Source organism: Rhodococcus sp. AB351 (assembly GCF_049538275.1).
Classification (GTDB): Bacteria; Actinomycetota; Actinomycetes; order Mycobacteriales; family Mycobacteriaceae; genus Rhodococcus.
Window position 1 is genome coordinate 310,386 of record NZ_JBMVFW010000001.1, and the last position, 21,668, is coordinate 332,053.

At 67.6% G+C, this 21,668-nt stretch carries 24 protein-coding genes; 13 read left to right on the forward strand and 11 right to left on the reverse strand.

Going from position 1 to position 21,668, the window contains the following annotated elements:
- Positions 1-79: 79 nt before the first annotated feature.
- From ACPCXD_RS01565 to ACPCXD_RS01580, 4 genes are all read right to left on the reverse strand, one after another.
- Positions 80-928: a 3-hydroxybutyryl-CoA dehydrogenase gene (locus ACPCXD_RS01565; RefSeq protein WP_423658821.1), complete on the reverse strand. Its 849-nt coding sequence runs from the start codon at positions 926-928 to the stop codon at positions 80-82.
- A 59-nt stretch (positions 929-987) separates the two neighbouring features.
- Positions 988-2,145, reverse strand: a complete 1,158-nt coding sequence (locus ACPCXD_RS01570; RefSeq protein WP_064065225.1) for an acyl-CoA dehydrogenase — start codon at positions 2,143-2,145, stop codon at positions 988-990.
- 123 nt (positions 2,146-2,268) lie between these two features.
- Positions 2,269-3,015, reverse strand: a complete 747-nt coding sequence (locus ACPCXD_RS01575; protein WP_106201134.1) for a TetR family transcriptional regulator — start codon at positions 3,013-3,015, stop codon at positions 2,269-2,271.
- Positions 3,016-3,051: 36 nt separating this feature from the next.
- Positions 3,052-4,686 (reverse strand): acyl--CoA ligase family protein, encoded by a 1,635-nt coding sequence (locus ACPCXD_RS01580; protein ID WP_423658043.1) that lies wholly within the window; start codon positions 4,684-4,686, stop codon positions 3,052-3,054.
- Positions 4,687-4,828: 142 nt separating this feature from the next.
- Between ACPCXD_RS01580 and ACPCXD_RS01585 the strand changes: the two genes are divergently transcribed.
- Entirely contained in the window at positions 4,829-5,689 is an 861-nt protein-coding gene (locus ACPCXD_RS01585) for a response regulator transcription factor (RefSeq protein WP_088898700.1), read from the forward strand.
- Positions 5,690-5,705: 16 nt separating this feature from the next.
- Here the strand turns inward: ACPCXD_RS01585 and ACPCXD_RS01590 are convergent, their stop codons facing one another.
- Both ACPCXD_RS01590 and lppU read right to left on the reverse strand, forming a co-directional pair.
- Entirely contained in the window at positions 5,706-6,485 is a 780-nt protein-coding gene (locus tag ACPCXD_RS01590; RefSeq protein ID WP_423658045.1) for a 3'-5' exonuclease, read from the reverse strand.
- Between the two features lie 107 nt (positions 6,486-6,592).
- On the reverse strand, positions 6,593-7,177 hold the full coding sequence (gene lppU, locus ACPCXD_RS01595) for an LppU family putative lipoprotein (protein ID WP_423658047.1): 585 nt from the start codon (positions 7,175-7,177) through the stop codon (positions 6,593-6,595).
- 58 nt (positions 7,178-7,235) lie between these two features.
- Here lppU and ACPCXD_RS01600 point away from each other — a divergent pair, with 58 nt between their 5' ends.
- From ACPCXD_RS01600 to ACPCXD_RS01645, 10 genes are all read left to right on the forward strand, one after another.
- The gene (locus ACPCXD_RS01600; protein WP_106201139.1) at positions 7,236-8,300 is read left to right on the forward strand and encodes an ATP-dependent DNA ligase; all 1,065 of its coding nucleotides are present in this window, start codon (positions 7,236-7,238) and stop codon (positions 8,298-8,300) included.
- Position 8,301: 1 nt separating this feature from the next.
- Entirely contained in the window at positions 8,302-9,354 is a 1,053-nt protein-coding gene (locus ACPCXD_RS01605; protein WP_423658050.1) for a DNA polymerase domain-containing protein, read from the forward strand.
- Positions 9,355-9,471: 117 nt separating this feature from the next.
- The gene (locus ACPCXD_RS01610) at positions 9,472-10,023 is read left to right on the forward strand and encodes a DUF6764 family protein (protein WP_423658052.1); all 552 of its coding nucleotides are present in this window, start codon (positions 9,472-9,474) and stop codon (positions 10,021-10,023) included.
- Between the two features lie 86 nt (positions 10,024-10,109).
- Positions 10,110-11,369 (forward strand): serine hydrolase domain-containing protein, encoded by a 1,260-nt coding sequence (locus tag ACPCXD_RS01615; protein ID WP_145690763.1) that lies wholly within the window; start codon positions 10,110-10,112, stop codon positions 11,367-11,369.
- Positions 11,370-11,461: 92 nt separating this feature from the next.
- Complete coding sequence (locus tag ACPCXD_RS01620; protein WP_016694754.1) at positions 11,462-11,686, forward strand: dodecin; 225 nt, start codon at positions 11,462-11,464, stop codon at positions 11,684-11,686.
- A 125-nt stretch (positions 11,687-11,811) separates the two neighbouring features.
- Entirely contained in the window at positions 11,812-13,488 is a 1,677-nt protein-coding gene (locus ACPCXD_RS01625; protein WP_145690764.1) for an FAD-dependent oxidoreductase, read from the forward strand.
- A gap of 28 nt (positions 13,489-13,516) precedes the next feature.
- Positions 13,517-13,804, forward strand: a complete 288-nt coding sequence (locus tag ACPCXD_RS01630) for a hypothetical protein (protein ID WP_016693660.1) — start codon at positions 13,517-13,519, stop codon at positions 13,802-13,804.
- Positions 13,805-13,914: 110 nt separating this feature from the next.
- The gene (locus ACPCXD_RS01635; protein ID WP_423658055.1) at positions 13,915-14,226 is read left to right on the forward strand and encodes a hypothetical protein; all 312 of its coding nucleotides are present in this window, start codon (positions 13,915-13,917) and stop codon (positions 14,224-14,226) included.
- 48 nt (positions 14,227-14,274) lie between these two features.
- A complete protein-coding gene (locus ACPCXD_RS01640) occupies positions 14,275-15,246 on the forward strand; it encodes an MsnO8 family LLM class oxidoreductase (protein WP_160874455.1) in 972 nt (323 codons plus the stop codon).
- A gap of 169 nt (positions 15,247-15,415) precedes the next feature.
- Positions 15,416-16,111: an ANTAR domain-containing protein gene (locus ACPCXD_RS01645; RefSeq protein WP_160874453.1), complete on the forward strand. Its 696-nt coding sequence runs from the start codon at positions 15,416-15,418 to the stop codon at positions 16,109-16,111.
- A 23-nt stretch (positions 16,112-16,134) separates the two neighbouring features.
- Here ACPCXD_RS01645 and ACPCXD_RS01650 read toward each other — a convergent pair whose 3' ends face one another.
- The gene (locus ACPCXD_RS01650; protein WP_160874451.1) at positions 16,135-16,572 is read right to left on the reverse strand and encodes a hotdog fold thioesterase; all 438 of its coding nucleotides are present in this window, start codon (positions 16,570-16,572) and stop codon (positions 16,135-16,137) included.
- 57 nt (positions 16,573-16,629) lie between these two features.
- Positions 16,630-17,967 (reverse strand): wax ester/triacylglycerol synthase domain-containing protein, encoded by a 1,338-nt coding sequence (locus ACPCXD_RS01655; protein ID WP_423658056.1) that lies wholly within the window; start codon positions 17,965-17,967, stop codon positions 16,630-16,632.
- 140 nt (positions 17,968-18,107) lie between these two features.
- Between ACPCXD_RS01655 and ACPCXD_RS01660 the strand changes: the two genes are divergently transcribed.
- Together ACPCXD_RS01660 and ACPCXD_RS01665 are read left to right on the forward strand one after the other, a co-directional pair.
- Positions 18,108-18,737 (forward strand): hypothetical protein, encoded by a 630-nt coding sequence (locus ACPCXD_RS01660; protein ID WP_160874447.1) that lies wholly within the window; start codon positions 18,108-18,110, stop codon positions 18,735-18,737.
- Positions 18,738-18,948: 211 nt separating this feature from the next.
- Positions 18,949-19,890 carry a L,D-transpeptidase gene (locus ACPCXD_RS01665; RefSeq protein ID WP_230790374.1) on the forward strand — a complete coding sequence of 314 codons (942 nt, stop codon included), beginning with the start codon at positions 18,949-18,951 and terminating at the stop codon, positions 19,888-19,890.
- Between the two features lie 136 nt (positions 19,891-20,026).
- Here the strand turns inward: ACPCXD_RS01665 and ACPCXD_RS01670 are convergent, their stop codons facing one another.
- The 3 genes from ACPCXD_RS01670 to ACPCXD_RS01680 are packed head-to-tail and all read right to left on the reverse strand — an operon-like array spanning position 20,027 to position 21,650.
- Positions 20,027-20,512: an SRPBCC family protein gene (locus tag ACPCXD_RS01670; RefSeq protein ID WP_230790377.1), complete on the reverse strand. Its 486-nt coding sequence runs from the start codon at positions 20,510-20,512 to the stop codon at positions 20,027-20,029.
- Between the two features lie 3 nt (positions 20,513-20,515).
- Positions 20,516-20,857 carry an ArsR/SmtB family transcription factor gene (locus ACPCXD_RS01675; RefSeq protein ID WP_060650177.1) on the reverse strand — a complete coding sequence of 114 codons (342 nt, stop codon included), beginning with the start codon at positions 20,855-20,857 and terminating at the stop codon, positions 20,516-20,518.
- A 31-nt stretch (positions 20,858-20,888) separates the two neighbouring features.
- Positions 20,889-21,650 carry a DeoR/GlpR family DNA-binding transcription regulator gene (locus tag ACPCXD_RS01680; RefSeq protein WP_423658060.1) on the reverse strand — a complete coding sequence of 254 codons (762 nt, stop codon included), beginning with the start codon at positions 21,648-21,650 and terminating at the stop codon, positions 20,889-20,891.
- Positions 21,651-21,668: the final 18 nt, after the last annotated feature.

The window sequence follows — 21,668 nt, forward strand, 5'->3', positions numbered from 1 at the left end:
GTCCGGGTCGGGACGATAGCAGAAGGCGCCCCCACGGATCCGGAGCGGACCGTAGGGGCGCCTTCACAGGCTGTGAGGCCTACTTGTAGCTGTAGAAGCCCTCGCCGGTCTTGCGACCCAGGCGACCCGCGTCGACCATGCGACGCAGCAGTGCCGGGGGAGCGTAGTGCGGCTCGGCGAACTCGTCGTACAGCGACTGCGCGGCGTTGAGGGTGATGTCGAGGCCGACAGTGTCGATGAGGGTCAGCGGACCCATCGGGTAGCCGCAGCCGCCCTTCATCGCGGCGTCGATGTCTTCCTTTGTCGCGTAACCTGATTCGAGCATCCGTACCGCATCGCACAGGTACGGGATGAGCAGGGCGTTGACGATGAAGCCCGCACGGTCGCCCGCGCGCACGGCCGTCTTGCCGAGGGTGTTCTTCGCGTAGTCGAACACGGTGTCGGCGGTGGCCTCGTCGGTGGTGAGTGCCGAGATGATCTCGACGAGCGGCATCACCGGCACCGGGTTGAAGAAGTGCACGCCCACGACCTTGCCGGGCCGTTGCGTCGCCTGCGCCATCTTGATGACGGGGATCGACGACGTGTTGGTGGCGAGGATGCCTTCGGGCTTCACGATCTTGTCGAGCTCGGAGAAGATCTCCGCCTTGAGCGACTCGATCTCGGGGGCGGCCTCGACGACGAGGTCGCGGTCGGCGAACTCGTTCAGGTCGAGGGTGACGCGGATCCGTCCGAGCACCGCGTCGGCGTCCTCCTGCGTGATCTTGCCGGACTTGACGCCGCGTCCGATCGACTTCTTCAGACGCTCGCGTGCTGCGGCGGCGAACTCCTCGGTGGTCTCCTTGACGAGGACGTCGCTACCGGCCTTCGCGCACACCTCGGCGATACCGGCACCCATGGTGCCGCCGCCGATCACGCCTACCTTTTCCACTGCCACTGCGGTAACTCCTGATCGCTTGATGTTCCGGGGGGTAACCTACGCGACCGGTGTCAGCGCAGCAGAGCGCGCGACATGACGACGCGCTGGATCTGGTTGGTGCCCTCGTAGATCTGCGTGATCTTGGCGTCGCGCATCATGCGCTCGACCGGGAAGTCGGTGGTGTAACCGGCGCCACCGAACAGCTGCACGGCGTCGGTGGTGACCTCCATCGCGACGTCCGACGCGAAGCACTTCGCGGCGGCGGAGATGAAACCGAGGTTGCCTTCACCGCGCTCGGCGCGGGCCGCGGAGGTGTACACCATCAGGCGAGCGGCCTCGACCTTCATGGCCATGTCGGCGAGCATGAACTGCACACCCTGGTTGTCGGAGATCGGGCGGCCGAACTGCTTGCGATCCTTGACGTAGGCGATCGCTGCGTCGAGGGCGCCCTGGGCGAGGCCGACGGCCTGCGCACCGATGGTGGGACGGGTGTGGTCGAGGGTCGCGAGAGCGGTCTTGAAGCCGGTGCCGGGCTCGCCGACGATGCGGTCGCCGGGGATGCGGCAGTTCTCGAAGTACAGCTCGGCGGTGGGGGAGCCCTTGATGCCGAGCTTCTTCTCCTTCGGTCCGACGACGAAGCCCTCGTCGTCCTTGTGGACCATGAAGGAGGAGATGCCGTTGGCGCCCTTCTCGGGGTCGGTGACGGCCATGACGGTGTACCAGGTGGACTTACCACCGTTGGTGATCCAGCACTTGGAGCCGTTGAGGATCCAGTCGTCGCCGTCGGCCTTGGCGCGGGTGCGCATCGAGGCGGCGTCGGAGCCGGCCTCGCGCTCGGACAGCGCGTAGGAGGCCATCGCGCCGTTGACGATGTCGGGGAGGACCTTGGCCTTGAGCTCGTCGGAGCCGCGGAGGATCAGGCCCATGGTGCCGAGCTTGTTGACGGCGGGGATCAGCGAGGAGGAGCCGCATACTCGGGCGACCTCTTCGATGACGATGCAGGCGGCGATCGAGTCGGCGCCCTGGCCCTCGAACTGCTCGGGCACGTGGATGGCGTTGAAGCCCGACTTGTTGAGGGCGTCGAGGGCTTCCTGCGGGAAGCGGGAGTTCTCGTCGACGTCCTTGGCGTAGGGCGCGATCTCCTTCTCGGCAAGTGCGCGGATCGCCTCGCGCAGCGCGTCGTGCTCCTCGGAGAGCTTGAACAGATCGAAGTCGGGATTGAGGGCCATGACGGCGGACTCCTAACGGCACGCGGTGCCAGATTTGCGAGCGTTGCTCCCTCGAGCTTAGCGAGGCGAGGGTTCGCGACGTGACGGAATGAGTCGATTGTAACCACGGCACTCAGTGCCAGGTCAATGGTGCTGACGTGCGCCTTCGAGCTGGAGCCGAACCTGCTCGGCGATCTCTGCGGGTGTCAGATGAGCCGCATAGGTCACCACCGCGACCTCCGGCGGGGCCGGTGCGGTCTTCCCGTTCGTCGTGCCTTCCGGCGCCGGAACCACCCCGTACGTGCGGCGGAGCTCGAGCAGCTCCTGCTCGAGGCGTTCGGCGGTGGCGGTCTCGTCGCCGCGGATCATCGCGCGCAGCACGAAGTTGTGCGTGGCGGTCATCGCCGCCGCGAAGCTGACGGTGCGCACCGGCTTCTCCGTCGGGACGGCGGCGCGCAGGAAGTCGGTGAACAACCGCTCGTAGCGGTAGGTGGTGACGAGTTCGCGCTCCCGCAGCGCCGGCACCCGCTGCACCACCCGATACCGCCACACCGCCAGCTCGCGCCGGTCACGGAAGTGACCGAAGACGAGCTTGGCCCCGTCGCAGGCTGCCGCCCACGGATCCTCGAAATCCTGCGAGAGGTACTCGGCGACCTGCTCGAGCAGCGACTCGTGATCGGCGAAGATCACGTCCTCCTTCGACCGGAACTGCCGGAAGAAGGTCCGCCGCGACACCCCGGCGGCCGCGGCGATCTGCTCGACGGTGGTCGACTCGTAGCCGAACTCGGAGAACAGGCGGATCGCCTGCGTGACGACATGCACCCGGAACTGGGCGGGATCGGGTCCCGTCGAGTCGAGGCGACGGGTGCTGTTACCGGTACCGGATGTCATGGCGTCGAGTATCCAATGCAGTCGTGAGGGGTCGGCTCACCCCTCGGCGGCTTCGGCCGATCGCAGCTCGAACTTCAGGATCTTCCCGGTCGAGGTGCGGGGCAGCTCCAGCGGGAAGACGATGTCGCGCGGCACCTTGTAGCCGGCGAGCAGCGTGCGGGTGTAGTCGATGATCTCCTCGGCCGTGACCGATTCGCCCTTCTTCAGGATCACGAACGCCTTGGGACGCTCACCCCACTTCTCGTCCGGAACACCGACGACCGCGACGTCGAGCACCGCAGGGTGGCTGACGATCGCCTGCTCGACCTCCACCGTCGAGATGTTCTCGCCGCCGGAGATGATGATGTCCTTCGCGCGGTCCTTGAGCTGGATGTATCCGTCCGGGTACATCACGCCGAGGTCGCCGGTGTGGAACCAGCCGCCACGGAACGCCTCCTCGGTCGCGTCCGGGTCCTTGTAGTAGCCGAGCATGACGTTGTTGCCGCGCAGCACGATCTCGCCCATGGTCTCGCCGTCGGCAGGCACGTCGTTCATGTCCTCGTCGACGACCCGCGCGGTCTCGGCCTGCAACATGCCCACGCCCTGACGGGAGAGCAGTGCGGCACGTTCGTCGGCGGGCTTGTCGTCCCAGCTGTCCTGGTACTCGCAGATCGTGTACGGGCCGTACACCTCGGTGAGTCCGTAGACGTGAACGACCGTGATGCCGATCTGCTCGAGCTGGGCGATCACCGTCGGCGACGGCGGCGCGCCGGCCGTAGTGATCCGCAACGGACGGTCGAGGGGATGGGCCTGTTCGGCGTTCGCGATGGTCGAGCACACCGCGGGCGCACCGCACAGGTTGGTGACGCCGAGGTTGTCGATGGCATCCCAGATCGCGTCGGCCCGCACCGCCCGCAGGCAGATGTGGGTGCCCGCCGCGGCAGTCACTGCCCACGGCGTGCACCAGCCGTTGCAGTGGAACATCGGCAGCGTCCACAGGTACTTGCTCTGCCCGTCGAAGCTGTTGTGGAAGGTCTCGCCCAGCGAGTTCAGGTACGCGCCCCGGTGGGTGTACATCACGCCCTTGGGCTTGCCCGTCGTGCCCGAGGTGTAGTTGAGGGTGATGACACCGAGTTCGTCGTCGACGCTCCACGGCAGCGGCGTCGCATCGAGCGAGTCGGCCTGCGCGAGGAACTCGTCGTACCGGGCGGTGGCCACCCCGGCGGGGACGTCGGGAGCCGGCACGGTGGAATCGGGGACCTCGATGATCTCGGCGACGCTCGGAACGTTGTCGCGGACGTTCTCGACCGATCCGAGCAGTTCGGAGTCGACGAACAACAGCTTCGTCTCGGAGTGGTCGAGGATGTACTCGAGTTCCGGCCCGGCCAGCCGCGAGTTCAGCGCGACCAGCACACCGCCCGCGAGCGGAACCGCGAAATGCGCGATGAGCATCTCGGGCACGTTCGGGGTCAGGTACGCGATCTTGTCGCCCGGCTCGATACGGCTGCGCAGCACGCGCGCGAGCCGCTGCGCCTCGTCGGCGAACTCCGCGTAGGTGTACGTGCGGTCGCCGTGGATGATCGCGGTGCGATCCGGGAACACCGCCGCGGACCGTTCCAGGAAGCGCAGCGGGCTCATCTGGCTGTAGTTCGCGGCTCCGGTCGAGCCGGGACGGGCGGGAGCGATGGACACGGGTACCTCCGGGGGTGGCCTACTCGGATTCCGGCGTCTTCTGTGATCGTCGCAACACCGGGCGATGTGCAGGTTACGAATCGTGGAACTGCCCCCTCTACCCTCGAAAGTGGGTGTTCGGAGAGAAGAGCAGGAGCAATCGATGGATGTCGCCGTGCCGGGTGTGCTGCGTCCCGACGATCTCGACACCCTCCGCGCCACCCTGCGCGACCTCAAGGCGACGACGGAACTACCGGTGCTCTTCGGTGGCGCGGTGCAGGGCTCGGACGTGGTCCTGTCCGGATTCGTCGGCACGCGCGGTCGTGTCCTGCGCAATCTGGTGATCGCCGCCGAACGCGGACTCGGCGGGCGAGTGGTCGTCGAACAACGACCCGGCGCGGTCGCCGACTACTTCACCTCCCCGCACATCACCCACCACTACGACCGGCAGGTCGCCGGTGAGGGAATCGAGTCGTTGCTCGCCGTGCCGGTCGTAGTGCGCGGACGCACCCGGGCGGCGATCTACGGCGGGCTGAGGGTCAACCGGACCATCGGTGACGTGGTCGCGGAGAAGGTCGTGCGGTCGGCCGCGGAACTCGCGCGGGAGATCGAGATCCGCGACGAGGTCGATCGCCGCGTGTCGCTGATCGGGAACACGCGGGCCGCGCACGGCGCCACCGTGCCTGCCTCCGTCTCCGAAGCGCTGACGGAAAGTCTCGTCGCGTTGCGGGCGATCGCGGCCCGGACCGATGATCCGTCGATCAGGGAACAGGTACGGACGGTCGAGGAGACCTTGACCCGGGCGCGCGACGGCGCATCGCACCCGCGGACACATCTGACCGCGCGCGAGCACGACGTGCTGAGTCATGTGGCGCTGGGCTGCCGCAACGCGGAGATCGCCGACAGGTTGTCGCTGAGCGTGGAGACGGTGAAAACCTATCTGCGCAACGCCATGGACAAACTCGATGTGCGCAGTCGGCACGAGGCGGTCGTCGAGGCGCGGCGGCAGGGACTGCTGCCATGATCGACTGCTCTCCTGATCAGCGGCGGCGCAGTCGCCGGAAGAACTCGCGGATCGCGCGCAGCGCGCGTCGGAACCTGGTCTCGGTCGCGGGACGCTCGAGGACGTCGGTGCCCACCGGCGTGGGGAGCCGGACGGGCCAGCTGTCGTCGACGTCGACGACCTCGCGCCCGAGCCCGCGCAGGTACTCGGCGAAGCTGCGTTGCCGTTCGGCGTGCCAGGCGGCCTGATCGGCCATGATGTCGAGTTCGGCGAGTTCGGGGAATCTCGCCACGAGCGCGCGGGTCAGGTGGCCGGCGGCGAGCGCGTCGGCCTCGGCCTCGTGCGGATTCGGCAGCGACACCCCGTACGCCTCGCACACCGCCTGCAGTGTGCGCCTGCCGGGCCGGCTGCGGTCCATCTCCCGGTCGATGACGTACGGGTCGACGACCGTGCCGATGTCGAGTCCCGTGAGGCCGAGCCGGCGTCCTTCGGAGTCGAGGACCGTCAGGTCGTAGCTGGCGTTGAACGCGACGACGATGTGGCCGCGTGCCCACGCGTCGCTCACGGCCTGCCGGATCTGCTTGTATCCCTCGAGATAGTCGAGTCCTTCGGCGCGGGCGTGGGCGGTGGTGATGCCGTGGATCGCGGTGGTCTCCTCGGGTATCGCGATACCCGGGTCGAGCAGCCACGAGCGTGTGTCGATGCGGTCGCCGTCGAAGGTCGCGACGCAGGCCGTGACGATGCGGGCGTTGCGGGGATCCCGGTCGGTGGTCTCGAGATCGAACGCGCAGATCGGTCTGTCCGGCCAGTGCGTCATGTTCCGTCCTCGCGTCCGTCGGATGATGATCTGTCGAACGCATTGTTGCGGGAGGCACCGACATGCTCCGTCGCGGCGGCGACGGGCATCCGCACGAGGAGGGAACCTCAGATGGTGTCGGTGCAGACCACGAAGTTGCGTTCCCGGTACACGAAGCCACCCTCGGACGTCGAGCAGTCGTTCACGTCGGAGGTGTCGAGCAGGATCTCGGTGACCTCCTCGCCCTGGACCGCGGGCTCACCGCAGTCGATGCGTTGCGGATCCTCGCCGCCGAGGTCGATGCAGTCGCCCACCACCCAGTCGATGTCGAGACACAATGCGCCGACCTCGATGCCGCCGAAGGACTCGTAGTAGGTCTGGTCGATGTCGCCGGGGCACATGGCACTGGCATCGACGACGTCGACGACCTTGTAATTCGAGCTCGGGCTGCCGCACACCGCGTAGTCGATGGTCGCGTCGTCGACCGTGCCGCCGAGCGCGACGCATTCGCCGGCTGTGACGTCGACGCTCAATTCGGTCGACGACGACGCGGACGGGGTCGTGGTGGGTAGGGAGAAGGACGGCGCCGTGGACGTGTCCAGGGCGTTCGCGGCGGGCACGGCCTGCCCTTCGACCTGGGTCGCGCATCCTCCGAGCACCCCTGCTGCCGCCAACGCCATCGCGGCACCGGCCGCCCCTCGGAGAATGTTCATGGTCGAAGAGCCTACGGAAGTGCTGCCGGCACCCGTACGGGGTGGAACGATGTGCCGCATGGACCTGCCTGTGGTGCCGCCGCTCGCCCCGATGCTCGCCAAGGTCTCCTCCACCGTCCCCTCCCAACCCGAGAACGGCCCCGACGAGTGGTCCTACGAACCCAAATGGGACGGCTTCCGGGCGATCGTCTTCCGAGACGGCGACGAGGTGGTTCTCGGCTCGCGCGGAGGCAAGGACCTCGTGCGCTACTTCCCTGAACTCGCCGACGCCGCGCGCGCCGAACTGCCCCGCAGGTGCGTGGTCGACGGGGAGATCGTCGTCCCGCGCGAACACGACGGCCGTACCCGACTCGACTGGCAGGCGTTGTCCGAGCGGATCCATCCGGCCGCCAGCCGGGTCACGATGCTCGCCGAGCAGACACCGGCCGTGTTCGTCGGTTTCGATCTGCTCGCGCTCGGCGACGAGAACCTCATGGAGACTCCGTTCGCCGAGCGGCGCGCGCGGTTGCGATCAGAGATCGGCGGGGGCAAGAGCTGTCATGTCACGGTGGCCACGACCGACACCGATACCGCCCGCCGCTGGTTCGAGGAGTTCGAAGGCGCCGGCCTCGACGGCGTGATCGCCAAGCGACTCGACGGGTTCTATGTGCCCGACAAGCGGGAGATGCTCAAACTCAAGCACGCCCGCACCGCCGACTGCGTCCTCATGGGCTATCGCATGCACAAGAGCGTCGAGGGCGTCGGGTCGCTGCTGCTCGGGCTCTACCACGACGGTGAACTCGCCATGGTCGGCGGAGCCTCGGCGTTCACGCGGGAGCGACGCGAGGAACTGCTCGCCGAACTGCAACCGCTGCGACTCGGGGACGACGTCGTCGAGCAGGGCGAACCGACGCGGTGGCGTTCGGCGGTGGACCGCAGCTGGGTGCCGTTGCGGCCCGAACGTGTCGTGGAGGTCGCGTACGACCAGATGGAAGGCGTGTCGGGAGCGGGGATGCGGTTCCGGCACGCAGCCAAGTTCCTGCGGTGGCGCCCCGACCGCGACCCCGAGAGTTGCACGTTCGACCAGCTGGAGGTGCCGGTGCGTTACGACCTGTCGGATGTGCTCGACCGGACGGAGGACTGACATGGCCACGAAGCGTTCGCCCGCGGAGGAGCTGGACGTCGACGGCACGCCCGTGCGGTTGTCGAACCCTGACAAGATCTACTTCCCGCAGCTCGGCGCCGAGGGGGGCACGAAGCGGCACCTCGTGGAGTACTACCGCAGGGTCGCCACCGAGTTCGACGCCCCGATCCTGACGGCCCTGCGCGACCGGCCGACGCATCTGCAGCGCTTCCCCGACGGCATCGAGGGGGAGGAGATCTATCAGAAGCGGGCACCGGTCAAGCGACCCGACCACGTGGCGACCTGCGAGATCACCTTCCCGTCGGGGCGCACCGCCGATGCGCTGCGTGTGTGTTCGGCCGCCGACGTGGTGTGGGCGGCGAATCTCGGGTGCGTGACCTTCCATCCGTGGCCGGTGCGCTGCGGCGACACCGACCGCCCCGACGAACTGCGCATCGACCTCGACCCGCAACCGGGAACCGACTTCGGCGACGCGCGGGCCGTGGCGCTGGAGGTCGTGCGACCGCTCCTCGACGAACTGGGCCTCACCGGATACCCCAAGACGTCCGGTGGGCGGGGGCTCCACATCTATCTGCGGATCGTGCCCGAATGGGATTTCGTCGGAGTCCGTCGCGCCGGGATCGCGCTCATGCGTGAGATCGAGCGGCGCAGCGACGAGCGGGCGACGACGGCGTGGTGGAAGGAGGAACGCGGAGAGCGGCTCTTCCTCGACTACAACCAGAACGCGCGCGACAAGACGATCGCCTCGGCCTACTCGGTCCGCCGCACCCCGATCGCGACCGTCTCGACTCCGCTGACCTGGGACGAACTGGTCGACGCCGAACCCGACGACTTCACGATCGCCACCGTGCCGGATCTGCTGGCGAAGCGCGGCGACCCGATGGCGGATCTCGACGCGCACGCACACTCGCTGGACGTCCTGCTCGAGATGGCCGAACGGGACGCGGCGGACGGTCTCGGCGACCTGCCGTATCCGCCCAATCACCCGAAGATGCCGGGGGAGCCGAAGCGCGTCCAACCGTCGCGCGACACCGACCGGGCGAAGGACGCGTGAACCGGAACGTTCGGGGAATCGCGTCCCTGTCGTGACCTCGTCTATGAGACCTCCCGAAGCGCGAGTCCATAAACTGTCCGAGAAAACAGTCGCGTGAGGCTCGGAAAGGTCGATGTCGTGATTCGCTCGTGGGCGTCCGGTCGGGTTCTCGGCGTCGGGGCAGCGTTCGCTGCTGCCATCGGTGCCGGATTCCTGCTTCCTCAGACCGCGTCCGCGGCCACGACGTGCACGGCACCGCCGGGCGCCCCGGCCGAGATCGTGCAGATCGACGGCGACGAAGCGTGCGGCGCGTCCACCGACGGCACCGCCGAGGCATGGAGCTACGGCGAGCGGGGCGTGGGATTCGCCGACGCCCGCGGCGCCGCACAGGTGGTGGCCGCCGGATTCGACGGTGGTGTCGGCGCCGGCGAGAGCACGTCGGGACGGCTGTTCGCGATCGGTGTGGGCGCGCAGGCCCTGGCGCTCGGTGTCCTCGAAAGTCCGGGCACGGCGGTCGTCGCTGCGGGTCCGCAATCGCAGGCCTATGTGGGCGACGCCGACGATCCGGTGTTGTGCGAGGGCACCGCGGCCGCCGCGTTCGATCTCGAGGCCGTACGCGGGTGCGTCGTGCTGGGTGACTTCCGGTACTTCACGCCCGGCGCGCAGACGCTGCCGTCGCTCCTGCCGTAGATTCGGCGCGTCTCGCCGGGATCGTCGACAAACAGACTGTACGTAAACCCTTCCTTTACGTTCCGCGTCGTCGTAGCCTGTCGCACATGACGACCGGAGCAGTCTTCGAACCTGCCGGGGCGACAGCGTCGTTCGCGCCGGTGCACGTCCCCGGGCAGATCGACGCCCGGCCGGGCCCGGCGGCGCCCACCGAGATGGTCGTCGATCCGCGGTTCCTGCGCCTGGCCGACGCGTTCTTCTCGCTGTACAAGCGTCCCCGGGACGGCGGCGGCGCACTCACTGCCTATCTCCACGGCGAGAAGGTTCTCGACATCTGGTCCGGCTGGTCGGCCCCCGATCGCCGGTGGAGCCGCGACACCATGGCGTTGTCGTTCTCGACGGGCAAGGGCGTGGCGTCGACCGTCGTACACCGCCTGGCCGAGCGCGGAATGGTCGACTATTTCGCGCCCGTCGCGCAGTACTGGCCGGAGTTCGCCGCGAACGGCAAGGAAGGCATCACCGTCGCGGACGTCATGACCCACCGATCCGGTCTGCACCGGGTGCGCGGCCTGGTTCCGGGGATGCGCGGGATCCTCGACTACGAGGCGACCGTCGCGGCTCTCGAGCAGGCGGCGCCGGATCGCCGGCGTCGGCGCGGATCGGGTTACCACGCCGTCACCTACGGATGGCTCGTCGCCGAACTCGTGCAGCGGGTGACCGGCCTGCCCTTCGTGGAGGTCGTGGAGCGGGAGATCGCTCGGCCCCTCGGCGATCCCGACTTCTGGTACCGCGTGCCGCACGACGAGCGGGGCCGCATCGCGAAGCTGTTCCCACGACTCGCTCCGGTCGGACTGCACTGGGGTGCGAGCGCCGCGGTGCTGTCGCGACTCGAACCGACCCGCGGTCTCGCCGAAGCTGCAATGCCCGACGGCTTCGACCGGCTCGTCGGCGACCCGGCCGTGCACGACTCGGTGATGCCGGGCTGGAACGGTGTGTTCACCGCCCGCTCGCTCGCGCGTATGTACGGGGCGATCGCCGCCGGCGGGACGATCGACGGCGTGAAGTTCCTCGACGCGACCACGATCGACGAGATGTCGCGCGTGCGGGTGCGCAGCCGGGACTACGTGCTCGGGGTGCCGATGGCGTGGCGGCTCGGCTACCACCAGCCCATCTTCGCCAGCATCCAGCGCCCGCGCGGTGCGCTCGGGCACTACGGAGTGGGCGGTTCGGGGGCGTACGCCGATCTCGACACCGGCCTGTCGCTCGCCTTCGTCACCAACCGGCTCGGTGCCGGCGCGATCCCGCTCGGGGACCTGCGTCTGGCGCGTCTGGGCGAACTCGCCCGGTCGCTTGCGCGTCGTGCCTGAATCTTCCTGTCATTTTCGTGGTTCCGGGGACGGGGGTCGCTCGGGGGCGGGACGATCCGAATCGGAGCATCGCCGATTCGAGGAGTTCAGCCATGAACCATGTCTACCGGGTGATCGAGGTCGTCGGATCGTCGACGACGGGAGTCGACGACGCGATCGCGAAAGCGGTGGCCCGAGCAGCGGAGACCACGCGGCATCTCGAGTGGTTCGAGACGGTCAACATCCGGGGTCACATCGACGACGGCCGGGTGGCCCACACGCAGGTCACGCTCAAGATCGGTTTCCGTATCGAGTCGAGCACCGAAACGGACATCTGACGCGCTTCGGTAGTCGGAAATCCGATGATATTATTTCGAGAACGTGGTTCTCGACCGAAACTGGAACGTGTACTAGTCTGAGGCCTGTTCGTTGTCCGGAATCGGCACTGTAGGCAGGTACAACTGTGGCTTATGTAATCACCCAGGCGTGTTGCAACGACGTCTCCTGTGTCGAGGTCTGCCCGGTCAACTGCATCCACCCGACGCCCGACGAAGCACCCTTCGCCACGACGGAGATGCTGTACATCGATCCGGACACGTGCATCGACTGCGGGGCCTGTGTCGACGAGTGCCCGGTCGACGCGATCGCTGCCGACAACGAACTGACCCCGGCGCAGGAGCCGTACCTCGAGATCAACGCCGAGTACTACCGGCGGTACCCGATCGGACCGGACTGGCCGGAGTTGCGCACGCGCCGTAAGCTGCCCGCCGAGCTGGGCACCTTGCGGGTCGCGATCGTCGGGTCCGGTCCGGCCGCGTGTTATGCGGCGATGGATCTGGTGACACACTCGGCGGTGCAGGTCGACATCTTCGATCGTCTGCCCACCCCCTACGGGCTCGTGCGTGCCGGTGTGGCCCCCGATCACCAGAGCACCAAGGGGGTCGGCGACGTCTTCCGCAGCGCCATCGGCCACAAGAACACCCAGTGCTATTTCAACGTCGAGGTCGGCACCCACATCACCCACGAGGAACTGCTCGCCCACCATCACGCGGTGATCTACGCCGTCGGCGCGGCGGGCGACCGCAGGCTGAACATCCCCGGCGAGGATCTGGCGGGTAGCCACGCCGCCACCGAGTTCGTGGCCTGGTACAACGGGCACCCGGATTTCGCCGACCGCACCTTCGATCTGTCGGCCGAGCGGGCGGTGATCATCGGCAACGGCAACGTCGCCCTGGATGTGGCGCGGGCGCTGGTGATGGACCCGGACGATCTGGCCCACACCGACATCGCCGAGCATGCGCTCGAGGCGTTGCGCAAGTCCAACATCCGTGAGGTCGTGGTGGTGGGCCGGCGCGGCCCGGCGCAGGCCGCCTACACCAACCCCGAACTGCTCGCGCTCGGCTCGCTGCCCGGCGTCGACGTGGTCGTCGATCCGGTCGAGGTCGAACTCGATCCGGTCAGCCGCACGCTGATCGACGATCCGGAGGTCGAACCCCGCCTGGCGCTGAAGGTGCGGCAGGTCGAGGGATTCGCCCGCCGCACCCCCACCGAGGGCAACAAGCGGATCGTGCTGCGTTTTCTCGCCTCGCCCGTGGAGATCTCCGGCGACGGCGTGGTGGAGTCGATCACCCTCGAAGGCAACGAACTCGTCGAGGTCGATGGTCGTCTCGAGGCCCGCCCGACGGGGCAGACCGAAACCCTCGAGGCGGGATTGGTGTTGCGTTCGATCGGTTACCGCGGCACCGCGTTGGCCGGGCTGCCCTTCGACGAGCGGCGCGGGGTGATCCCGAACGATTGTGGTCGGGTGATCGACGCCGAGACCGGGGCGCCGGTGCCCGGTGTGTACACCGCGGGTTGGATCAAGCGGGGCCCGAGCGGGGTGATCGGCACCAACAAGCAGTGCTCGGCCGAAACCGTGGAGAAGATCCTCGACGATTTCGTCGCCGGCAGGCTGCCCGAGCCGGTCGCCGATCGGGAGAAGCTCGCCGCCTTGGTGGCCGAGCGGCGCCCGGAGCACATCGATTACCGGGGCTGGTTGCAGATCGACAAGCAGGAGAAGGCCCGCGGTTCGGCGGCGGGACGCTCACGCCTGAAGTTCGTGTCGATCGAGGAGATGCTCGCAGCATCCCGTATCGAGTAATCCCACCCGGTAGCGGGAACCCGGACCCATGGCTCAGCACACCAGCCCGGCGGTCGCTGCGTCGGGCCGATGGACCGATACCGACGGGATCCGTTACCCGTCCGGCGACACCCACGCATGGACGCCCGGCACCAATCAGACCCTGTGCGGGGTGCCGCTCTCCCGCGCCCGCCTCGATCGCTTTCCGCACGTGCCGTGGAGCGACGCGCTGTACCTGGCGGAACTGGGCGAGCACGGAGTCGTCCCGTGTCGTCGCTGCACGGCGGCCACCCGCAGCGACCGGCCGCGGTGGACCCGGAAGAACCCGCGGCCGTGAACAGTTCGACCCTGCCGCTCGGAGTGGCATTGTCGAGTACGTCGGCACCTCCCATTCGGTGCCGAAACGAAATCGGACATAATTGGTTTTATGTTTCGGCAGGAAATGACATGAGGACTCCGACGGGTGATCACGTATCGGACCTGTGTCTGTCCTGCGGTCGTGCCGGCTGCATCCAGCTCCACCACCGGTCCCTGACCGGGGCGATCGGTGCCGGGCGCGCACTCGCCGAGATGGCGTTCCGAGCGGGTGATGCCCGCGACCAGGTCGTCGCGGTCGGAAACGCGATCGCCGATCTCCTGCTGTACGTCGCCGATGCGCACGGTGTCGCCGCGGCGCAGAAGGCCTCGGAGCACGGGCAACTCCACTTCCACGGGGACTGGATCGCAGCCGGACGCGCTTGGGGCCCCGAGGATCCCTGACCTGCAGGGAAGATCCGGAACGGCTGCGGTGTTGAGACGACCGTGCAGGTGGCGTTGTCGTTGCTGGACCGCTCCCGGACCCGGGAGGGGCAGCCGGACGCTGCCGCATTGCAGCAGACCCTGCGTCGCGCCGAGCTCGCCGAGGCGGCCGGTTACCACCGCTTCTGGGTGGCCGAACACCACGCCGTCCCGGGCATCGCGTCGGGTGCTCCGCCGTTGCTCATCGGCGCGATCGCGGATCGGACGAGCCGGATCCGGGTGGGATCCGGTGGGGTGATGCTGCCCAACCACCAACCGATCGTCGTCGCCGAACAGTTCTCGATGCTCGAAGCGATGCACCCGGGACGGATCGATCTGGGTGTCGGTCGTTCCCTCGGATTCACCGCGCCTGTGCGCGATGCGCTGCGGACCCACAAGGCCGACGCGGACGACTTCGCCGCCGACATCGAGGAACTGCGCGGGTATCTGCACGGCACCGCCGAAGTGACGGTGCGTCCTCGACTGCCCGAGCCGCCTCCGATCTTCGTCCTCGGCACGGGGCAGGGTATGCGGCTGGCGGCGCGTCTGGGCCTGCCCGTCGTCGTCGCCGGACCGCTTCTGCGGCAGGGATCGGAACCGTTCGACCGTTATCGCGCCGACTTCCGCCCGGCCACACCCGATGCGGAGCCCTACGTGGTCGTCGGATCGGACATCCTCGTCGCCGACACCGAAGCCGAGGCTCGGGAGCTGCAGCTTCCGGAGGCCTGGGCAATGGCCGTCTCGCGCGAGGCGGGTGCGTTCCCGCCGCTGTCCCCGATCGAGGAGATCCGCCGGCAGCCGATGACCGAGCGGCGGCGCCGCATCGTCGACGAGACCGCGAAGGGCTCGCTGGCCGGAACCGAGGATCAGGTGGCCGAGGGGCTCGAGAAGCTGATCGCTTCCACCGGGGCGAACGAGGTGCTGAGCTCCGCATCCACCTTCGACACCGACGCCCTGTACGACTCCGATGCGCGCCTGGCGAGGATCTTCGGACTCGCCTGAACGCCGCCGAGGTCTCGAGCGTCTCTGCATCTGCCGCTAGGCCCTTGTCCGGACCGATCACGCGGATAGGCTGGTGTTCCCGGACCTCGGTGTCGCTGTGACGGTGCCGATGCTCCTGCTGCCGTCGGTGCCTCCCACGAGCGCACCGACCTTTCGGAAGGTGCGCCTCATGGCCGACCTGGACCCCGACCGCCTGAGCCGCACGATGGCCGAGCTCGCGCGGTCCTTCGACGGTGCGGGTACGGACCTCGACACGACCCTGCGGCGGATCACGACCGCAGCGGTGGAACTGATTCCCGGCACCGACAGTGCCGACGTCCTCGTCATCACCGGTCGCGGAAAGTTCGAATCGCACGCAGCGACGTCACAGTTGCCGCCACAGATCGATGCATTGCAGGCTCGGGTCGGGGAAGGACCGTGCGTCGATTCCGCTGTCGACACGGTGTTCACCCGCAGTGACGATCTGGCCACGGAGTCGCGCTGGCCCATGTTCACGGCTGCGGCCGTCGAAGCCGGGGTACGCAGCGTCGTGTCGTTCCGGCTCTATACCCACGACATGCAGGCCGGAGCGCTGAACCTGTTCTCCGCCGAAGCGAATGCCTTCGACGAGGCGGCAATTCACATCGGGGAGGTGCTCGCAGCCCACGCCGCCATCGCTTTCGTCTCGGGTCGTCGGCAGATGCAGTTGCACTCGGCAATCGCATCCCGGGATCTCATAGGCCAGGCCAAGGGCATGCTCATGGAACGTTTCGCCGTGGACGCCGATCGTGCTTTCGCGATGATGGTCGCCTTGTCGCAGGAATCGAATGTGCCGGTGGCGACGATCGCCGCGCGCATCGTCGAACTCGGACCACAAACCGACTGACCTTCATGCGGTGGTTCCGTCGCTCATCCGTTCAGGTCGATCACGCGAGCGCTTCCTTGCGCGGCGGCACACAGTTTCTCCACGCCGTCCTCCGCGAGGGCGTAGATCTCGCAACGACACAACGACTGCCTGCGACTGGTGCTGACGACGGTGGCGACCGCGCGTAGAAGCGTGCCCCCGGCAGGCCGCAGGTAGTCGAGGCTCATGCCGGTCGTCACGATCGAGGGTCCGAGGGCCGTGCCTGCGGCGAACGTGAGCGCATTGTCGGCCGCGTAGGCCAGAACCCCGCCGTGCGCGAAACCGAACTGCTGGAGCAGTTCCTCCCTGAGCGGTATCTCCAGTACGGCCCGCCCGCGCTCGTATTCGGTCAGGCGGGCTCCGATCAGGACGCTGAACGGCTGCGATGCCAACACCTCCCGGGCATCGGCGAGGGTACGGATCTCGGCGATCTCCTCCGACATGCACAGCAAGGTACTCCGCTCCTCGGTTCCCGACCGCCACATCGGAGCGGCCGACGGTCACTGTGCGGAGGCGACGATCGAGCGGAACTGTTCGCGCACGGCCTCCGTGAGGTCGCGGACCTCGGGGGCGACGTCGGGATCGACGACGACCGCGACCGTCAGCGTGCCGGCATACGACAGTGCGGCGAAGGCGACAGCGACGTTCCCCGTGCTGACGATCAACGGCACGATCGATGTGACGGGTGTGCCGGCAACGGTGATCGTCGACGACGGTCCCAGCAGGTCGGACAGGAAAGAATTGACCCGGCGCTGCCGGTTCACGAATCGACCGAACATCCCGACGGCCGCGAGCGCTCGGGAGACCGGGCCCAGCAGCTCGGCGGACAGCCCTCGCACGTTCGTCTTCTGCAATCGGGTGGTGCGGGAGACGGATGCCAGCCGGTCCTCCGGTGTTCCGTCCAGCGGTACCCGGACGGGCATGACACCGACGCGATTACCCAGCTGCCCACTGGCGTCGACGATGCGGGCGGAGACCGGTACCGAGATCACCAGCTCGGGCGGGAACTCGCCGCGCCTGTGCAGAATCGTGCCGAGGGCACCACCGACCGCGACCAGCAGTACGTCGTTGACCGTCGCATCCCACCGTCGTCCCGCTCTGCGGACCGTATCCAGATCCACCTCCACGGTCCCGATCGCACGACGAGCACCGGTGGGGGCGTTGAGCGAGCAGCGCGGGGCGCGCCCGCCTGCGCCTCGCCCGAGTTCCGCCCACGCGGCAGGAATACGTGTGACGGCCCGCGGTGCCCGGCGGAGCGTGTGCAGACGACCGATCAAATTGTCGTAGAGAAGTTCTCGCGCACTCGGTTGCCCGGATGTGCGCTGTTCGCGCAGGGGCGGTGAGCTGTCCATGCCGTCGACGAGATGCGCCAGGATCGCCAGACCACCGATCCCGTCGGCCAGGACGTGGTGCAACACCATCACCAACGCCGTGTGCCCGTTCGGGTCCGCGATGTCGGTGACGAGCAGCGCGCGCCACAACGGTCGGGATCGAGGCAACGGGCGGGTGACCGCGTCCACGGCGAGGGCCAGTGCTGCGTCCCTGTCGCCGGGGTCGGGACATCGCACCTGTGAGAAGTGGGCATCGACATCGAAGTGGTCGTCGTCGATCCAGTAGGGACGTCCGAGCCCGCACGCCGGCTCGATCAGGCTTTGCCGCAGCCGGCGGATCCCGACGAGTCGTTCGGTGAGCACCACCATCGGTGTCGTCGGATCACGCAGGTTCTCACCGGCGAAGAAGATCGCAGCACCGACATTCAGAGGTGCCCGTCCCACGTCCGAGACGAGTTCGGTCAGGTCGCCGGGACCGATGCGGTCGATACCGCTCGACGCCGCCACCCTTCGAGGATGGCAGATGCAGACCGGCCGTCTATTGCCTACGGCCGAGTAGGGGAGCAGTGTGAACACGGGTGGTTTCGGGTGGGGGGTCGCGCCGAAACGACCGGCGACGCCGTGTCGGCGCCGCCCTGAGGAGAGGGGTGCCGATCGTGTTTGCACGCTCCACCACCATTCATGCGCATCCGTCGTACATCGACGCCGGGATCAAGCACGTACGCGACATCGTGATGCCTGCCCTGGCGGACACCGACGGTTGCATGGGGCTGTCCCTGCTGATCGACCGCGGCTCGGGCCGATGCATCGCCACCAGCTCCTGGCGGGACGGGGACGTGCTGCGCTCCAGCGAAGGCATGGCACGCATGCTCCGGGACGAGGCGGCCCGGATGTTCCACGCCACCACGGACGTCGCCAATTGGGAGATCGCGGTCATGCACCGCGACCACCACGCGACCCGCGGGTCCTGCTGCAGTGTCACCTGGGTCGAGATCGATCCCGCCCAGGTGGATCGCGGTGTGGACATGTGGAAGATGGCCGCGCTGCCCAGGATGGAGGAACTCGAGGGTTTCTGCAGCGCCAGCCTGATGCTGGACCGCGCCGGCGGTCGCGGAGTGACGTCGTTGACGTTCGACAGCGCCGAAGCGATGGACCGCACCAGAGCGCATGTCGACGGTATCCGCTCCGAGGTGACTCGGGCGGCAGGCGCCAGGGTCCTCGATACCGGTGAGTTCGAGCTCGCCATCGCCCACCTGGACGTCCCGGAAATGGTGTGACCGTCGGTTCGCGGCGCGGGTGAAATCCGTTCACCCGCGCCGTGACCGTCTGCATTCGTAATAGACCATTCGGTTCGCTGACCTGGGAAAACTCCGGGACGGCCCGCATTCGAATTGCCCGTCCGTAACCGTCCTGTATCTAATGAACGGGTACGAGCACGCCGCGCAGGGGAAATAAGGCGCGGCGCACCGCTGAACGATGGGTTGTGGAATGTTCGAAAAGCGAGCTTTGTCGAACCGTCGCCGCACGGGCCGCCGATCTGCGCGGGTCGGTGCTGCTCTTGTGGGCGCAGCCGCCGTGGCACTCGCCACCGCCGGTCCTGCGAGCGCGGCACCGTTGTGGCCCGGTGGGCCGGAGGTGCCGAGCGTCCAGGAGCTGATCGAAGGCCTCACGCCGCCCGGAGTGACGCCGCCGCAGCTTCCGCCCCAGCTCGCTCCCGAGCCGGCTGCCCCGTTCTCCGCTCCGTCCGTCAATCCGTCGAACGGGGAGACGGTGGGTGTCGCGCAGCCGATCATCATCCGCTTCAACGAGGCCGTCGGAGATCATGCAGCCGCCGAACGCGCCATCCGCATCACCACGCAGCCGCCCGTCGACGGGCACTTCTACTGGGCGTCGAACACGCAGGTCCGCTGGAAGCCGTTCGAGTTCTGGCCCGCGAACACCGCGGTGACCGTGAAGGCCGGCGACACACAGTCGTCGTTCACCATCGGCGACGCTCTGGTGACGGTCGCCGACAACAACACCAAGACCATCACCGTCACCCGCAACGGGGAGGTCGTCCGCACCATGCCGACGTCCTTCGGTAAGCCCGGCCACGACACTCCCAACGGCACGTACATCGTCGGTGAGAAGTACCGCGACATGTACATGGATTCATCGACCTACGGAGTTCCGGTCGACAGCCCCGAGGGGTACCGCACCTACGTCGAGTACGCGACGCGGATGTCCAACAGCGGCATCTTCCTCCACGCCGCTCCGTGGTCGGTCGGCGCGCAGGGCAACACCAACGTCAGCCACGGTTGCCTCAATGTGAGCACCGAGGACGGCAAGTGGTTCTACGAGAACGCCAAGAAGGGCGACCCGGTGATCGTGCAGAACACCGCCGGCGGAACCCTCAACGGCTGGGACGGTCTCGGCGACTGGAATCTCTGATTCCGTTGGGCGACTGAATCTCTGATCTCCGTCGCACGACCCGATCTCCGTCACACCGACAGTAAGCTTTCCGACGCCCCCTGCTCTCCGGTTCGTCTCGTCCGGAAGAGCAGGGGGCGTCGGCCTTTCGGTGCTGCTAGGCAGCCACCAGTTCGTCGATCTGGTTGATGGCGGACGAGGCGCCCTCGACCGCCCCCATGTCCAGTACCTGCTGGAGCGCCTCGGCGCTCTGGTAGGTACTGACATAGGTTGCGCGCGTGCCGCCTTCGTGCTCGGCGAAGGTGAAGACGTTGTCGGAGACGGGCAGTTCCGGTTTCGGGGTGAAGTCCGGCTCTGCGAAACCGTCGAGGAACGAGAAACTCGCCGGTTCGTCGACGGCCGTGATGTCCCAGTAGCCGGCGTACTTCTCGCCATCGGGACCGGTCATGAAGTAGGTGGTACGGGTGCCGGGCTTCAGATTGTGGTCGACCACCGTCGCGGGGAAGGTCGGGGGTCCCCAGACCTTCCCCAGCTGACGGGGATCGGCGTAGACCTGCCAGATGCGGGCCACCGGGGCGGCGAACTCGGCTGTGATGGTCAGAGTCAGCTTGTCGGGGTCGTGCCGGACGTCGGTTACAGGCATTTCTCAGCCTTCCTCGAAGGATTCGGATGCGATGAGTTCGTCGATGCGCGCGATGCGTCCGCGCCAGACCTGCTCCAGCTCGGTGAGCATGGACGCCACCGACCGCACTGCCGTCACGTCACCACTGGCCAACTGTTCGCGACCGCTGCGTCGCTTCACGAGCAGGCCGGCCTTCTCCAGCACGGCGACGTGTTTCTGCACTGCAGCGAAGGACATGTCGTAGTTCGCTGCGAGAGCGGACACCGAGTGTTCCCCGGCCAGGACGCGTCGCATGATGTCGCGCCGGGTCCGGTCGGAGAGCGCGTGGAACAGGGCGTCGGCCCGGTCCTCGTCGTCTCCGCTCACATCTCCAAATGTACAACCGAATGGTTGTATGTCAAGACTTCGGAGCGATGACGAGCCGGTCGCCGTAGGCTGCGCGATGCTCCTCGTCGAGACCGTCGTCGGTGACGATGGAGGTGATCTCGTCGAGAGTCGCCACGCGGGCGAGTGCGCGCTCTCCGAACTTCGAATGATCCGTCACGACGATCGTCTTCTCGGCCGATCGGATCATCGCCCGCTTGATCGGGATCTCCAGCGTGTTGGTGTTGGTGATGCCGGCGGTGGGGTGCACGGCGTCGGCACCGAGGAACGCCCAGTCGGCGGAGTAGTCCGAGAGGAACTGCACGGCATGGTCGCCGACCAGGGTGTAGACCGAACCGAGGAGCTCGCCTCCGGACACGAGGAGCCGGACGTCGGGAAATGCCGCAACGTATTTCGCGATACGTAGGTCGTTGGTGAGGACCGTCAGCGACGCCTTGTGCCGCAGTGCCACGGCCACCTCGTAGGTCGTGGATCCACTGTCGAGCACCACGCTGTCCCCGTCGGACACCATGGCGGCCGCTACTGCCGCGATCGCCACCTTCTCCTCGCGGCGCACGTCCTTCTTGAGGGCGTACGGCACCTCGAGACCTGCGCCCTCGACCGCTCGGGCACCCCCGTGCGTGCGCTCGACCTTCCCTTCGCGGGCGAGCGAATCGAGGTCGCGGCGGATCGTGGATGCATCGACACGGAGATCGGCCGAGAGGGTCTTCGCATCGACATATCCGTCGGCGAGGATTCGGTGGAAGATCTCACGTCGCCGTGCGGTCGCTGACACGATTGCTCCTAGGGCTCT

What these genes read in the sequence shown, in the direction of transcription:
- ACPCXD_RS01570 (WP_064065225.1), bottom strand. Translation starts at nt 2,145, where the DNA reads ATGGCCCTCAATCCCGACTTCGATCTGTTCAAGCTCTCCGAGGAGCAC.
- ACPCXD_RS01575 (WP_106201134.1), bottom strand. Translation starts at nt 3,015, where the DNA reads ATGACATCCGGTACCGGTAACAGCACCCGTCGCCTCGACTCGACGGGA.
- ACPCXD_RS01585 (WP_088898700.1), top strand. Translation starts at nt 4,829, where the DNA reads ATGGATGTCGCCGTGCCGGGTGTGCTGCGTCCCGACGATCTCGACACC.
- ACPCXD_RS01590 (WP_423658045.1), bottom strand. Translation starts at nt 6,485, where the DNA reads ATGACGCACTGGCCGGACAGACCGATCTGCGCGTTCGATCTCGAGACC.
- lppU (WP_423658047.1), bottom strand. Translation starts at nt 7,177, where the DNA reads ATGAACATTCTCCGAGGGGCGGCCGGTGCCGCGATGGCGTTGGCGGCA.
- ACPCXD_RS01600 (WP_106201139.1), top strand. Translation starts at nt 7,236, where the DNA reads ATGGACCTGCCTGTGGTGCCGCCGCTCGCCCCGATGCTCGCCAAGGTC.
- ACPCXD_RS01605 (WP_423658050.1), top strand. Translation starts at nt 8,302, where the DNA reads ATGGCCACGAAGCGTTCGCCCGCGGAGGAGCTGGACGTCGACGGCACG.
- ACPCXD_RS01615 (WP_145690763.1), top strand. Translation starts at nt 10,110, where the DNA reads ATGACGACCGGAGCAGTCTTCGAACCTGCCGGGGCGACAGCGTCGTTC.
- ACPCXD_RS01620 (WP_016694754.1), top strand. Translation starts at nt 11,462, where the DNA reads ATGAACCATGTCTACCGGGTGATCGAGGTCGTCGGATCGTCGACGACG.
- ACPCXD_RS01630 (WP_016693660.1), top strand. Translation starts at nt 13,517, where the DNA reads ATGGCTCAGCACACCAGCCCGGCGGTCGCTGCGTCGGGCCGATGGACC.
- ACPCXD_RS01635 (WP_423658055.1), top strand. Translation starts at nt 13,915, where the DNA reads ATGAGGACTCCGACGGGTGATCACGTATCGGACCTGTGTCTGTCCTGC.
- ACPCXD_RS01645 (WP_160874453.1), top strand. Translation starts at nt 15,416, where the DNA reads ATGGCCGACCTGGACCCCGACCGCCTGAGCCGCACGATGGCCGAGCTC.
- ACPCXD_RS01650 (WP_160874451.1), bottom strand. Translation starts at nt 16,572, where the DNA reads ATGTCGGAGGAGATCGCCGAGATCCGTACCCTCGCCGATGCCCGGGAG.
- ACPCXD_RS01665 (WP_230790374.1), top strand. Translation starts at nt 18,949, where the DNA reads ATGTTCGAAAAGCGAGCTTTGTCGAACCGTCGCCGCACGGGCCGCCGA.
- ACPCXD_RS01670 (WP_230790377.1), bottom strand. Translation starts at nt 20,512, where the DNA reads ATGCCTGTAACCGACGTCCGGCACGACCCCGACAAGCTGACTCTGACC.